The following is a 13,273-nucleotide window of genomic DNA, read 5'->3' on the forward strand; positions in this document are numbered from 1 at the left end:
CGAATATTTGTCTCTTGAAAAAATATATTGGCAGTAATATGGATTTTTAATAGGAGGCGAAGCAGTGCGAATTGCATATTTGATTTTGCATTATATGGCGGGCGAGGCCACTATCGAATGTGTACATTCAATACTCGATGTGTCCAAACAATCCGAACACGAAATATTGGTTATTGTCGTTGATAATGGAAGCACAAATAATTCCTTTTTTCAGATATGTAAAGAATTTGGCAATAATACTAATGTAAAGCTTATTCATAGTGATATTAATTTGGGTTTTGCAAAAGGTAATAATTTGGGATTTCATTATGCAAAATACGAATGGAATGCGGACTTTATTGTTCAACTAAATAACGACACGATTGTTTCACAAAAGAATTTCAATGAAATGATTGTGAAAAAATATGATGAAAAAAAATATGGAGTTTTAGGCCCAGACATTTTGACGGCAGATGGATTCCATCAAAACCCAGGAAGAACAGTCAACTGGAATCGAAAGCGACTTCTGCTTTTCAGAAATAAAAAGAAAATTCAATACTTTCTATCGTATTTCAAGATTTTTGATAGTTTTTTAAGCCTCAATAAGGGATCGTATCAAGAGGAATGCATAAAAAATGATGTGTATAATACAGTACTTCATGGCTCTTGTCTTATATTTTCACGGATTTTTATTGATAAATTCGATGGAATGTATGAGGGAACCTTTTTATATATGGAAGAAGACATTCTGAAATTGCAAGCAGATCATTATGGCTTTCTGATGATGTATTCCCCAGATTTGAGATTGTACCACAAAGAAGATGCAGCCACAAATATGGTTGCAAGTGATTCACTAACTAAGAAGAGAAGGGTATATAAGTATTTGATTGATTCTTCTAAAGCATATTTAGATCTAATGAATGAATATGATAAGGAAAAGTAAATGATACGGAGCATTATAGAAAAAGCATGTAAAAAAATAAAGGGAAAAGACTACACATTAGATAGTGCAATTCCACTTTCATATCTAGTCGGAATAGCAATACAAAGGGAAATTATGCTGTGTAGAGGTTTTCTCGCTTCTTTTGGTATGGGAAAATCTGGGAAATATTTATTTATCGGTAGGCATGTTTCTCTGAAATGTAAAAGTAAAATATTTGTTGGTACAAATATTACATTCCAAGAACGAGTATATATAGACGCACTTTCAAAGGATGGGGTTGTATTAGGAAATGGATGCAGTATAGGAAGTGGAACGATAATAAGATGTTCTGGGAATTATAAAGAAATAGGAAAAGGCTTTTCCATGGGTAATAATTCTTCATTAGCCGATAATTGTTTTGTCGGTGCTTCAGGTGGTGTTATTATTGGTGACGATGTTATAGGTGGACAAAATATTAGATTTCACTCGTCTAATCATAACTTTAATGACAAAAACTTGTTGATTAGAAAACAGGGCGTAACATGTGAAGGGATAGTTGTTGGCAATAATTGCTGGATTGGTGCTGGCGTAGTATTTTGCGATGGAGTTGCCATAGGGAACGGCTGTGTGATTGGAGCGAATTCTGTTATAACTAAGTCGTTTCCTGATAATTGTGTGATTGCAGGCTCTCCAGCAAAAATTATAAAAAAAAGAGAAGAATGACCACGAATTACTTGGTTGCTACATAGTTGGGAGGATATAGTTTGGCTTTAGATGCTACTAAATTAATAACTGTTATTATTTGTTTTATCTTATGTATTGCAACCAAGAAATATACAAAGACTTGGTTGAACCCGCTCTCCATGTTTTCTGGAATTTGGTCAATTATATTATTTTTATCCACATTAGGGCTACATGGATTAAAAACAGCAAGTTGTAATACTTATTATGTCATATGTGCAGGTGTGACATGTTTTGCAGTGGGATACTTGTTGACATATAAGAGTAGGTATTCTTTTACATTTAATAAAAGCTACAAGCATGCAGGCAATGAGTATGTTCTGCGTTATCAGGTTATATATATCCTTGGAATAATATGTATAATATATTTTGCGATTAAGTTTTTAAGTGTTGCATCTATATTTTTTAGTGGCAATGGACTAGCTGCAATCAGAGTTATGGCACAATCTGAGGAAGCGGCAACAACTGGCGGAGGAAAGTTTCTAAACGCAGTTAGAATTTTACTTGTTATGCCATATGCATATGCTATTATTCCAATCACAGCAATGGAAATTTGGTTTGGGAGAAAAGATAAAAAAGTATTGCTTATATGTCTTTCGATCATAGCTTTAAGAGTTCTTTCTGAGGGGGGCAGAATCAGTGTTGTTTATTTCGGGTTACATTTACTAATCGGATTTTCTCTTTTGGACTCATATGCTATGAGAATACATGATTTATCTAAGAGAATAAGAAAAAATAGAAAAAAACTAAGAATTGGAGTTTTGGTATTAGTAGTTATTGTTCTTCTTGCCTCAATGTCACGAACCATGAGTTCATTGAGTACAGTAACCTATTACTATTTTTCTATGCAGCCATATATGCAGGAAATTTGGAGCAAAGCTGTCGATGAAGCTCATATAATTGGATATGGCGTTGGATCGTTTAATGGATTGATTTTTCCGATTTTATACTTATTAAAGAATATACTAGGCATTCCGTTCACAACGCACTTTAGCCAAGTATATGATATGATACTGGAAACAGATAGTCAGTGGCAAATAATATCAACATATTATACTAGAGCTAACGCCTACGTTGGTACATTCTGGTATTTCTATTTAGATGGCAAGGTCTTCGGAATTATTCTGTTATCGCTTATTTATGGTATTATGGGAGGAAGATTATATTCAAAGGCTAAACGTCATACGAATATCAAAAATGCTTGCCTGTATTCATTTTACATGCAAAGCATTGCATTAAGTTTTTCTGGATTTGCTTTTTCAAGCATGTATTACGGCTTGGCTTATTTGTTTATTGTTTTTATTGCGTATAAAATAAGAGGAAAAGAATAGATGGAAAGAAAGAAAAAGATATTATTTGTATCTCACAGCGGTCGGATGAGTGGGGCAAATCTGTCATTTTACAGTATTATTGAACAGTTAAAGTGCAAGATTGATATTTATGTTTTAGTCAATGAAAGAGATAGTGAATTAACTCGTGCTTTAGAAAAAATATCGGTTAAATATATTTATTTAAAGTATTCATGGTGGGTCGCACATAAAAGAGATCGTATAATTAAGCAAACATATCGTTATTGTGCTGATTTTCTTAAGTATATCAACTCCCCTACAAATAATAAGATAAGAGAGGCTTTTGCTAATTATGGATTTGATGCGGTGTATTCCAATACTAGTACGGTTGATATTGGATACAGAATCGCAAATGCTATGGGAATACCTCATGTATGGCATATAAGAGAATTCGGAAGAGAAGATTTTGGCTTCATTCCATTGGTTCCACGAGAATCTATGAGGAGGGCCTTTGAGGAAGCGAGTGCTATAATTGTAATATCTACCGCACTTGAGAAAAAAATATTACAGCAAAATCCAAAATCAACTGTTTTTGTGATCCCAAATGGATTCAATGTTGATAAACTAAAGTATCAACGAGAACATATGATTGACTGTAATAATGTAAAAATTCTTGTAACAGGGCAAGTATCTGAAGCGAAAGGCCAAATTCAAGCAGTAGAGGCAATAAGTAAATTAAATTCCCAAAATGTAAGGTATCATCTATATTTGGCAGGTGAAGTAGGTAGCGAATATCGTAAGCAAATATTAGGAACTAAACCATGTCCAGAATGGCTCCATTTTATGGGGAAAGTAAATAATCTATTTGAAATTAGGAAAAATATAGATATTGAATTGGTCTGCTCACGTAGTGAAGCATTTGGCAGGGTTACAATAGAGGCTATGCTACATTCGATTCCAGTTATAGGGGCAAATACTGGAGCAACAAAGGATCTGTTGGCTAATGGTATGGGAATTACTTATACTTATGGAGACATTGAAGATTTGATTGCAAAAATAGAGTGTTTAGTACATGACCGCCGACTGTATAATGATATTGCCTTGAAGGCGTTTAATTATGCACAAAATTTTACGATAGATAAATGCGCGGGCTCTGTTTACAATATATTAGTTGATGCTTGTAAAAAAAGTTGTGACATTATTTGAAATAAGAGCAGACGTCGTCAAATAGAAATTAGACACAATTTTGTTCAACTTTATTTTGATGATACTTGTATTTCAACAAACAGCTTAGAACGGGCTATAAGAAATTTTTAAACGAATTTATCAATTACACTGATTCGTTTTCAATATGCTTTATTAGTATATTGTTTGATGAATTATCAAAATGTATTATACATGAACGAAAACGTGTAACTGATGATCATGGAGATAAATAACATGAAAAAAAATAATTCTTTGCAAGTCCTTAGAGCTGTTGCATTTCTAGGAATTTTCACATCACATTTGGATTTGACATATTTGGGAGGGTTTGGAGTAGAAATATTTCTAATTATGTCTGGATTTCTTATGTATTTACGATATTCAGATCCTGCGCGTGAAAGATTACTCCCAAATACAATTGCAGGCAGTTTTCAATTTGCGAAAAAGAAGATATGTAAATTGTATCCGTTGCATGTTATTACTTTAATTGCAGCATTGCCAATTCTGCTGATGAATAACATTCATAAAGATCACGCTTTATTAAGAATGTTATCAAAAATACTTTTGAATGTATTTCTTGTACAAGCATGGATTCCAGTAGAAGAATTTAGATATTCGCTAAATAATTTGTCATGGTATTTATGTGTATGTTGTTTGACTTATTTTTCCTTTCCATTTATCCTTATTCGAATAAACAAGATTAAGAAACCTAGCAAAATGTTTTTTGCTTCAATGGCGTTAGTGTTGTGTCAGATATTAATTGGAGTAGGTGTTGAATCATGCACATCTGATACTAGATTGATTCAAGGACTAACATATAATTTTCCTTTATATAGATGCTTTGATTTTACTCTTGGCTGTAACTTGGGATGGCTCTATACTTGTTACAAAAAGAAAATAAATGAGAAGAAGACTTGTTTGTTAGTTTTGACTAGTTTTGCTACAATCGCTACTATTGTATTAGTCCCCAAAATTTGGAATATATCTTTTTTAACATGGTGTAAAAATACTGTTGTTCTAATTCCTGCATCTTGCTTGCTTGTGTTATCTTTTTTTATACTTGACTTGAATGAGAGTAATAAGTGTATATCACTCTTGATAAAATTGGGAAACATAAGTGCATACACATATTTAATCCATGAGCTAGTAATACGGTACATAAATATATTTATGATAAGGGTGCTATCAATAATTAATACTTTAGCTGTCAAATTATTCGTGGGAATAATAGCACTTTTTATTACAGTGCTACTGGCTTTGCGTTATGAAAAGAAAAATTGGAGATTTTATGAAACTAGAAAGAGCTAAAAATACAAAGAGAAACATGGTCTTTGGATTAATTAATAGAATTATCTGTATGTTGTTTCCTTTTATAATTAGGACAATAATTATTAGGAAAATTGGAAAAGAATATTTAGGCCTAGATAGCTTGTTTACGTCTATTTTGCAGGTTTTGAATTTGGCGGAAATGGGATTCTCCAGCGCGGTTGTGTATAATATGTACAAACCTATAGCGGAAGAAAATGATGATCTCCTCTGTCAAATATTAAAATATTACAAAAAAGTATATTTTGCAATAGGCATGGTGATCCTTTTTGCGGGCATTGCTATTTTGCCGTTTTTAACACGATTTATTAATGGAGAATACCCACAAAATGTAAATATTTATGTGCTGTATATTTTGTATTTGTTAAACACGGTTATAAGCTATATAATGTTTGCCTATCGCGGCGCACTTTTAAATGCCTATCAGAGGTTTGATGTTGAGAGTAATATTAGTACGGCCTCTAAGATTTTGTGCTATGTGCTACAAATTGTATTGCTACTTAAAACAAAGAACTATTATTTGTATGTCACAGCATTGGTTATTTCTACGATCTTTAATAATATACTAACTCAGTACTACACTAAAAAGCTTTTCCCAAACATTGAAGGAAGAGGCGTATTGGACCAAGAGGTCAGAAAAGATATTTCTGTTAAAATAAAAGGCTTAATGATAAGTAAATTGTGTGATACTTCGAGAAATGCCTTTGATAGCATTTTTGTGTCATCTTTTATTGGATTGGTACAAACTGCAATTTATAATAATTATTTCATGATTATGAATGCAGTAATAACGCTTTTATCAATAATTAGTCGTTCAATTATTGGTGGAGTTGGAAATAGTATAGCTGTAGAGAGTAGTGAAAAAAATTACTCTGATTTAAGAAAGCTAAATTTCGGATATATGTGGATTTCTGGATGGTGTACAATCTGTATGGTTTGTTTATATCAACCATTTACGGAATTAGTTTTTGGGAAAGATATGCTCTTTCCGATGTCTATTGTTGTAATGTTTTGCGTTTACTTTTACGTTTTAAAAATGGGGGATATGAGATCTGTGTATTTTGAGGCTGCTGGTCTTTGGTGGGAAAATAGATTCAAATCTCTTGTTGAGGCTGGGCTGAATTTGATTTTAAACTATGTTCTTGGAAAATATTATGGCGTTAAAGGGATTATTTTAGCAACTCTAATATCCTTGTTCTTCATTAATTTCGTTTGGGGTTCTAATTTGATCTTTAAGTATTATTTCAAAAGCATTTCCTCAAAAGAATATTACACACAACATCTCCTTTATGCTTGCGTGACATCGATTAACGCTTTCTTGACTTTCAAAATTTGTTCTGCTGTTACAGTTCCTAGCATTGTTGGATTGTTTTTTAAGGGAGTAATATGTTTGGTATTTCCTAATATTTTATTTCTGTTGGTTTATTGCAAAACATCGATTTTCAAGAATGCCATGCCGTGGCTATTGAAAAAACTTAACGCATAAGCTGGTTATAGGAGAACGAAATATGAATAAAGCACAAAAAGTCAATTATCTTGTAAAGAGACTGGGAATCAAGAAAACAATTATGCATTATCTTGGGAAAAAAGACAATGAATATATATGTATGTATGACCATTATTACTCTAAATTGAAGAAAGATCAGTATCTAAATGAGCTGTGTGAATGGTATGATTATGCGCTGGGGAGAAAAAGCGATTGCGTAATCAACCCAAAGACGTTTAATGATAAAATTCAATGGATGAAATTGAATTGTGATGATGAGATCAGGACTGTATGTTCGGATAAATTTGCTGTGAGAGAGTATATAAAGAATACGATTGGAGAGGACTATTTAATTCCATTATTAGGTAAGTGGGATTCATTTTCAGATATTGATTTTGATAGACTTCCCCAAAAGTTTGTCTTAAAGTCGAATACTGGATCGGGGAGAATTATAATCGTTTCTGATAATCAAGCAAGTAATCCACACTTTCTAAAAAGAGAATTAGATATGTGGCAGAGAATTCCTTTTGGATATAATGGAATGGAAATACAATATTTACCAATCGTTAGAAGCATTATTGCTGAACAATATATTGAGGAAATGGACGGAAGTTTACATGACTATAAGTTTCACTGTTTTAATGGGGCACCTGCTCTTGTCGAGTTTATGGGAGAACGAGATTTAGTTAATCATACGTCTACTGAAACATGGTGTGATATTAATTTCAATCCCTTAAATATAGTCGAAAAGCTGGATGGCAATTTTACAAATTACACAGGAGAATGCAAAAAACCGAAAAACTACGATAAAATGCTTGAAATTGTAAGAATTTTATGTGAGCCATTTATGTATGTTAGGGTCGATTTGTATAATTTGGAAGGAAAAATTCTGTTTGGTGAACTCACTTTTACACCAGATAATGGTCTTGACCAATGGGAAACAGAAGATACAGATGAAAAAATTGGAAGACTCTTAATTCTGGACCCTCAAGCAAAACAGACTGAGGAAAACTTATTAAAACAAGTTCATGAATTATTTGAAAATTGAATTTGGTGAATTGCAAAATTCAACGCAAGTTTGACTAAGTTATTGCAATGCTTCGGGAAACTCTGATATTTCAGAATTGAATTATTTTAGAATCTGAGAGAAATTGCCGGAAATTATGGCTGCGTCTTCACGATTCCCGGCAGTTTTTGTGTCATAATTGAATATTCCGGTGCTCCGGAGGCACCTGTCCGGTAACCAGGGAAGCAAGAGTTCGGCAGAATGGAAATCACGTGAATATTCCAGACTCAGGGTACCACCATTCTGAAGAATGATACCGTTCGTCCGCAACAGCGTACTTCTCTGCGGCGCAGTACCGTTTTTTTGCGTATGCGTACTGCGGTAATTCCGGCGTAGAATCCTAGATGGGAAATAGTCCCGATTCTACGAATTTCTTTATTATGACCAAACGGAATCAATTATTGCATGGACGTTGGTGGCAGGCACCGTTAAGAAAGTTTTATTAATATTACAAAAGAATTGCGGACGTTGTCATGAAGAATCTGGAATCTATTGAGTACCCTGTCTGGTATGACTGAGCCTCGGTTCAGGTATATTGGAGACGATATAGGATGAATCATTATGCTGCAAGTTATCTCTAATATTTCATCTATTATTACAGCTGTAACTTTTATTGTTTATCTCGTAGGACGATTAATTCGTATCAGCTTCTCAAAATATAACACTCATGAAAGATTTACTGTTTATGAACGACAAAAGACCGGAAGAGATATAGAGGAAGAAACGAATTATCTTGAGATTTCTGCAATAGGAGACGAGTTTATTCTCGAAGCTGAGAATGATGTCAGGAGAATAACCTTCTTCCGCTGCGAGCTTGAGGATAACTTCAGTAAGATCAAATCGATGGTTAAGATAGGTGAGTGGGGTCACCTCAGTGCTCATGAAAAGCTGTATATCAGATGCGACTTTGGTGAATTTCTGCCATTCATTCGCATAGAGATTGAAAGACTGGATTTCACAAGGGTATCATTCAATATAAATGAGAGCGGAAAAAATGGGGACTTGGTCGCTTATAATTATAAATACACTACCGGAATAAAGGGATTTCTGTATTACTTTTTTCAGTAGTGGATATGGCGGACATAATGGTCTCCGGATTCCGCAATACTGAGGAGATAACGCGGTAAGGAGTAACTCAACCCCTCAGCCTCTCAATCGCCTGATCAATTGAAAGCCCTTGTTCTTGAATGACGCTCAAGACTTCATCAATTCTCTGCGCGTTCAGTTCTTCCTGAAGTTCCTCGATCTGCTTGGTTATACTATCCAGCTTCTGTGTGTATTTTTCTTTGTCAGCGTTCAGCTTCGCGAGCTTGTCCTGAAGCACCTCTGAGCGTGAACGGCGAGTGCGTTTTTCCATGATGGCATACTTCCTTTATGTGTGGTGGATGATGGATACGTTTGTGATAATTATAGCACAGTATAAGCAGAAACTAATAGCAGAAAAGCCCCGGCCTAGGAAATTTTCGCTCCTAAGTCGGGGCTTTTTGCTTTATTCAAACCAAGGCTTCATGACTTCTCTCAGCTTGGATTCGATTTTGGCTCTTTTATACTGTACTGCCTGCTTGCTCTTATATCCGAGGATATCGGCAATTTCAGAATCGGACTTCTTCTTCAGAACGAGCTGGATGATTTTGTAGTCTTCACCTTTCAGCTCCTCGATTGCCTGATCAATCGTCAAATTCTGCTCCTGAATGACGCTCAAGACTTCGTCAATTCTTCCTCAGGTCTTCGATCTGCTTGGTTATACTATCCAGCTTCTTTGCGTATTTTTCGTTGTCTTCGTTCAACTTTGTTAGCTTGTCAGAAAGCACCTCTGAGCGTGAACGGCGGGGCAGTAATTGTGTACTTTATTTGTCAACATAGAGCTATAGCCCTGGTGTTGGTAGATCAATTGATCTGCTACGCCGGGGCTTTTTTTGTGGCTTCGATTATTTGATTTCGTCCTGATACATATCCGGCACAAATCCATAGATGCCGTGCTCTCTGTTATGTGTATATTCTATTACATTTACCCTTGTATTACCGCTGATTTTTAGGCGATCAGTATGATCCGCGAGGATCACCTGACCGTTGATCTTGCCGTTCAACAGATACTCGGTAAAGTTATGCTGGATCGTTTCTTTTTCTGCTTCATACTGTGATTCCGACAGCGATGTGAGAGGAGAATCTATAAAAACACATCCCGGCACATATTTACCGGAGTCTATCAACCACTGTTCATAAGCTATGAGCACACAGGCATTGACGATAGAGCAGAATCCACCACCCAGGATGCCCGTCTTACTTTTTTTGCCAAAGGCTACGTCAAAAGAAGACATATCCCAGAAAGCCGAGGATGCATTTGGGAAATGTACTTGCTCTAGAATGTCACGCAGATATTTTCCAAACGCGCCGATAATATTCTTGTTAAAATCGTTTTCAATTTGATAGATCTCATCTTTTGGCTTCTCCATCGCCTGATTCTTATCAAGGTCTTCATGAAGAAGATCCACCTGACCTGAGACCACATTAAGCTCAGTAACTATCTGATCATATTTGCGTCTCAGTTCAATCTTGGATTTCAAATTCTGAATCTTCGGGATGAGTTCCTGATTCAGTCGTATTTCTATGATGTGGTGCTTACTTTCAAGATCTGAAATCTCTTCTTTTATCTTATCACGTCTTTGCATAAGGTCGGCTTGCGCAGTCTGCAGGTCGGCCATTTTTTCTTTTTTCAGCTTCGATTCCGCAACGATGGCAGGGGCATACTCAGGATGATGCTGCCCTTGCTGCAAAGGCTGACCACAGACAGGGCAGATGTTCTTTCCGGGATAATTCTTTATCTTTGTTTCGCTCTCAAGGATCAGGCTCATCCGTCGGATGTCCGATTCATATTGCGTCTGCAGTGATCTAAACTGCTCTTCGATCGTATTAGCCTCTGAGAGCTTGCTGTTCTTTTCATAGATTTGAGCCATGATACTATGGCTTTCCTTTATGGCTGTATCGATCTGCTTCTGTATTTCTTCTACCTGAGCATCCAGATTCTCATCAAATGAAACAGAGAGAGCCATCTTGTTACGTAATGAAGTTAATTGGTCCATTCTGGGACCGAGAGAAGACAGCCGCCTCTCAATATACAGCTTTTCGCCTTCGTTTCTGGCTTTTGAAATCTTTGGATCCTCTGTCTTCTTAAAGCCGTCACAGTTGTTCCCGTTCAATAGAAATAGGAAGAGAGCTGGGCCAGTGATGGTGGCACTGGGATCATCTGGATTATAGAATATCGAACGCTCGGTTGCGATATGGCCCTGCCTGACATAGAAATTTGTTAGAAGCCCACGAAAAGAGACACTGTTTGGAGGTGCACTGGCTTTCTTTTTTGCACGGATTAAATGAGGCTCACGAATTCCAAGGAGACCAAGAAGAAAGTCGTTCAGCTTAGGCTGACTTTTACTTTTAGTGCTTATGTAATAAGTAGCCCCATTAATCAGTACATGATTATCGTTATCTATGGCACGTACAATCTCGAAGCTTCCTTCCGAGGTCTTAACCGTTACGTGGACAGCATTGTAACCATCCAAGGCTTTGATTTTCTCTGCATAATCCGTCTGCTTCGCATTGTGATGCACATATCCAAAGCAATAATCGATACATTCGAGTATGAGAGACTTTCCGGAATTTGAAGGTCCAAGTATCACATTAACGCCATCTGTAAACTCTACGACAGCATCCTTTTTTCCTTCTCCCGTTATTTTCACTTGAGATATATAAAAACCCTTACGCATCATAACTTAATATCTTTCACTGAATCCTGAATTCTACGTGTTATCATTCTGTGCAAATTTCTGGTCGGCTTATCCTTGAAACGATAATCAACTCTGTCAGCAACTTCTGCATATAGGCTCACATAGGAAGAGTCCAGACTATTGATAAAATCATTTCCATTATCTGTGATGGCATAGAAGCATCCCTGACTGGTTGGCTTAATGTGAATCAGTCCACGCTGAGCCAATTCCAATAGTGCCTTATTAGCAGTTAATGCTCTGGATGTAAATTCACCGAATCGGTACCCACCGTTTCCGTGCAGGTTACTGGACCCTATTCCAAAGTCAGCTGCATACGTTGTTATGAAATCAAGACAGTTTATTCGGTCTTCCGATAGTGGTTCATCCACAGTATACATTAATAAAAGGTACCGTATGGCTTGTTCAAATACGGACCCGATTCCAACACTTATTGCTTCCATACCATCTTTTTGTCATTTACAAGAAAATGACACACTCCTTGTTTCACTTTGTTACTGATCCAGTACTTGGAACTGCTCAGGATGTAAGCATCTACGGGAACAGCAGCTGCCTTATCCATTACTTCCAGCATCCGGTCGTAGCCGTTTATATCTTTGTTGCGTGCTACTTTCCGATAGGTGTTTTTCACTCCGTTCCATGTCTCAGACTTCAATACATCAAACTGGCCGCCCAACTGTGCCGAACATAATTCATCAATGCTGCATCGGATGGATTCTGCTGCAAAGAAATCAATCCGTCGTTCACTCAGATCTTCAGCATATTCTCCACTACAATTGTCTGCATTAATCTCATACCCGGCATCATCACCATAGGCGTCATAGAGAGCATTGATATAGGTGCGCTCACGCTCTTCGTCAATATCATCTGGTACTGGTATTGGAGTGGGCTTTGGAATAGCAGCGATATAGGCATCAAGTTCTTTTACCGCGTCAGAGGGCTCGTGGACATCTTTTGGAACAGCGCTTTCTGAAGGAAGCAATGTCTTCATCGTGGCAATAAAGCCCTCTATCACCTTGTCCACGATAACATCTTCATCCGGAAAATTCTTCTCCGTATCAAAACTCAGCTCTTTAGCCAGTTGATCCTGCGCATCTCCGGAGTCAGGTAGTCTGCTTATAAAGAATTTATCCAATGTATTCACAGATAGGTTCCTCTTGAAGTATCGCAGGTGCTCCTTATTAAAAGTCTTCCCATCAGAGCTGAGAATATTGTCGTAGAACTTTGCCTTGTGGTCAGTAAAGAAGCTGCAGTCACTTTTATCTTCGTTCACCATGGAAGAGAAAAGTGCAACCATAAAATCAGCTTTACTCTCATGTCCATTAGCAAAGTTGTCATACAAAAAGTTAAATTCACCTTTAAACCCCATCTGATCGTCCTCCCTCATAGTACGTTAGGAAACCCTAGGAATTCAAAGGAACGCTAAGGAATCAGCAACTAAGTCGGTTTGTTATGCTTATCTCAGAAAGCGAGGATTAATAA

At 36.4% G+C, this 13,273-nt stretch carries 13 protein-coding genes; 8 read left to right on the forward strand and 5 right to left on the reverse strand.

The window, feature by feature from the left end:
- Positions 1-64 precede the first annotated feature (64 nt).
- From ACTQZS_RS11045 to ACTQZS_RS11080, 8 genes are all read left to right on the forward strand, one after another.
- Positions 65-922 (forward strand): glycosyltransferase, encoded by an 858-nt coding sequence (locus tag ACTQZS_RS11045; protein WP_441475849.1) that lies wholly within the window; start codon positions 65-67, stop codon positions 920-922.
- Positions 923-1,624: an acyltransferase gene (locus tag ACTQZS_RS11050; RefSeq protein ID WP_441475850.1), complete on the forward strand. Its 702-nt coding sequence runs from the start codon at positions 923-925 to the stop codon at positions 1,622-1,624.
- A 41-nt stretch (positions 1,625-1,665) separates the two neighbouring features.
- Positions 1,666-2,973 (forward strand): O-antigen polymerase, encoded by a 1,308-nt coding sequence (locus ACTQZS_RS11055; protein ID WP_441475851.1) that lies wholly within the window; start codon positions 1,666-1,668, stop codon positions 2,971-2,973.
- A complete protein-coding gene (locus ACTQZS_RS11060) occupies positions 2,974-4,137 on the forward strand; it encodes a glycosyltransferase family 4 protein (protein WP_441475852.1) in 1,164 nt (387 codons plus the stop codon). It abuts the gene before it with no gap.
- Positions 4,138-4,371: 234 nt separating this feature from the next.
- On the forward strand, positions 4,372-5,442 hold the full coding sequence (locus ACTQZS_RS11065; RefSeq protein WP_441475853.1) for an acyltransferase family protein: 1,071 nt from the start codon (positions 4,372-4,374) through the stop codon (positions 5,440-5,442).
- Positions 5,423-6,946: a lipopolysaccharide biosynthesis protein gene (locus ACTQZS_RS11070; RefSeq protein ID WP_441475854.1), complete on the forward strand. Its 1,524-nt coding sequence runs from the start codon at positions 5,423-5,425 to the stop codon at positions 6,944-6,946. Before ACTQZS_RS11065 ends, ACTQZS_RS11070 begins: the two co-directional genes overlap by 20 nt.
- A gap of 22 nt (positions 6,947-6,968) precedes the next feature.
- Entirely contained in the window at positions 6,969-7,994 is a 1,026-nt protein-coding gene (locus ACTQZS_RS11075) for an ATP-grasp fold amidoligase family protein (protein ID WP_441475855.1), read from the forward strand.
- A 579-nt stretch (positions 7,995-8,573) separates the two neighbouring features.
- Positions 8,574-9,080: a hypothetical protein gene (locus ACTQZS_RS11080; RefSeq protein WP_441475856.1), complete on the forward strand. Its 507-nt coding sequence runs from the start codon at positions 8,574-8,576 to the stop codon at positions 9,078-9,080.
- A 67-nt stretch (positions 9,081-9,147) separates the two neighbouring features.
- Here the strand turns inward: ACTQZS_RS11080 and ACTQZS_RS11085 are convergent, their stop codons facing one another.
- The 5 genes from ACTQZS_RS11085 to ACTQZS_RS11105 form a co-directional block, all read right to left on the reverse strand.
- Complete coding sequence (locus ACTQZS_RS11085) at positions 9,148-9,369, reverse strand: hypothetical protein (RefSeq protein ID WP_441475857.1); 222 nt, start codon at positions 9,367-9,369, stop codon at positions 9,148-9,150.
- Between the two features lie 132 nt (positions 9,370-9,501).
- Positions 9,502-9,714, reverse strand: coding sequence for a hypothetical protein (locus ACTQZS_RS11090; protein WP_441475858.1), 213 nt, complete (start codon positions 9,712-9,714; stop codon positions 9,502-9,504).
- 226 nt (positions 9,715-9,940) lie between these two features.
- Positions 9,941-11,776 carry an AAA family ATPase gene (locus tag ACTQZS_RS11095; RefSeq protein WP_441206683.1) on the reverse strand — a complete coding sequence of 612 codons (1,836 nt, stop codon included), beginning with the start codon at positions 11,774-11,776 and terminating at the stop codon, positions 9,941-9,943.
- Positions 11,773-12,234, reverse strand: coding sequence for an ABC-three component system middle component 2 (locus ACTQZS_RS11100; protein ID WP_441206685.1), 462 nt, complete (start codon positions 12,232-12,234; stop codon positions 11,773-11,775). The genes ACTQZS_RS11095 and ACTQZS_RS11100 overlap by 4 nt, the downstream gene beginning before the upstream one ends.
- Complete coding sequence (locus tag ACTQZS_RS11105) at positions 12,222-13,160, reverse strand: ABC-three component system protein (protein ID WP_441206686.1); 939 nt, start codon at positions 13,158-13,160, stop codon at positions 12,222-12,224. The genes ACTQZS_RS11100 and ACTQZS_RS11105 overlap by 13 nt, the downstream gene beginning before the upstream one ends.
- Between the last annotated feature and the right edge of the window lie 113 nt (positions 13,161-13,273).

It is taken from the genome of Bilifractor sp. LCP19S3_H10, assembly GCF_052119185.1.
GTDB lineage: Bacteria > Bacillota > Clostridia > Lachnospirales > Lachnospiraceae > Bilifractor.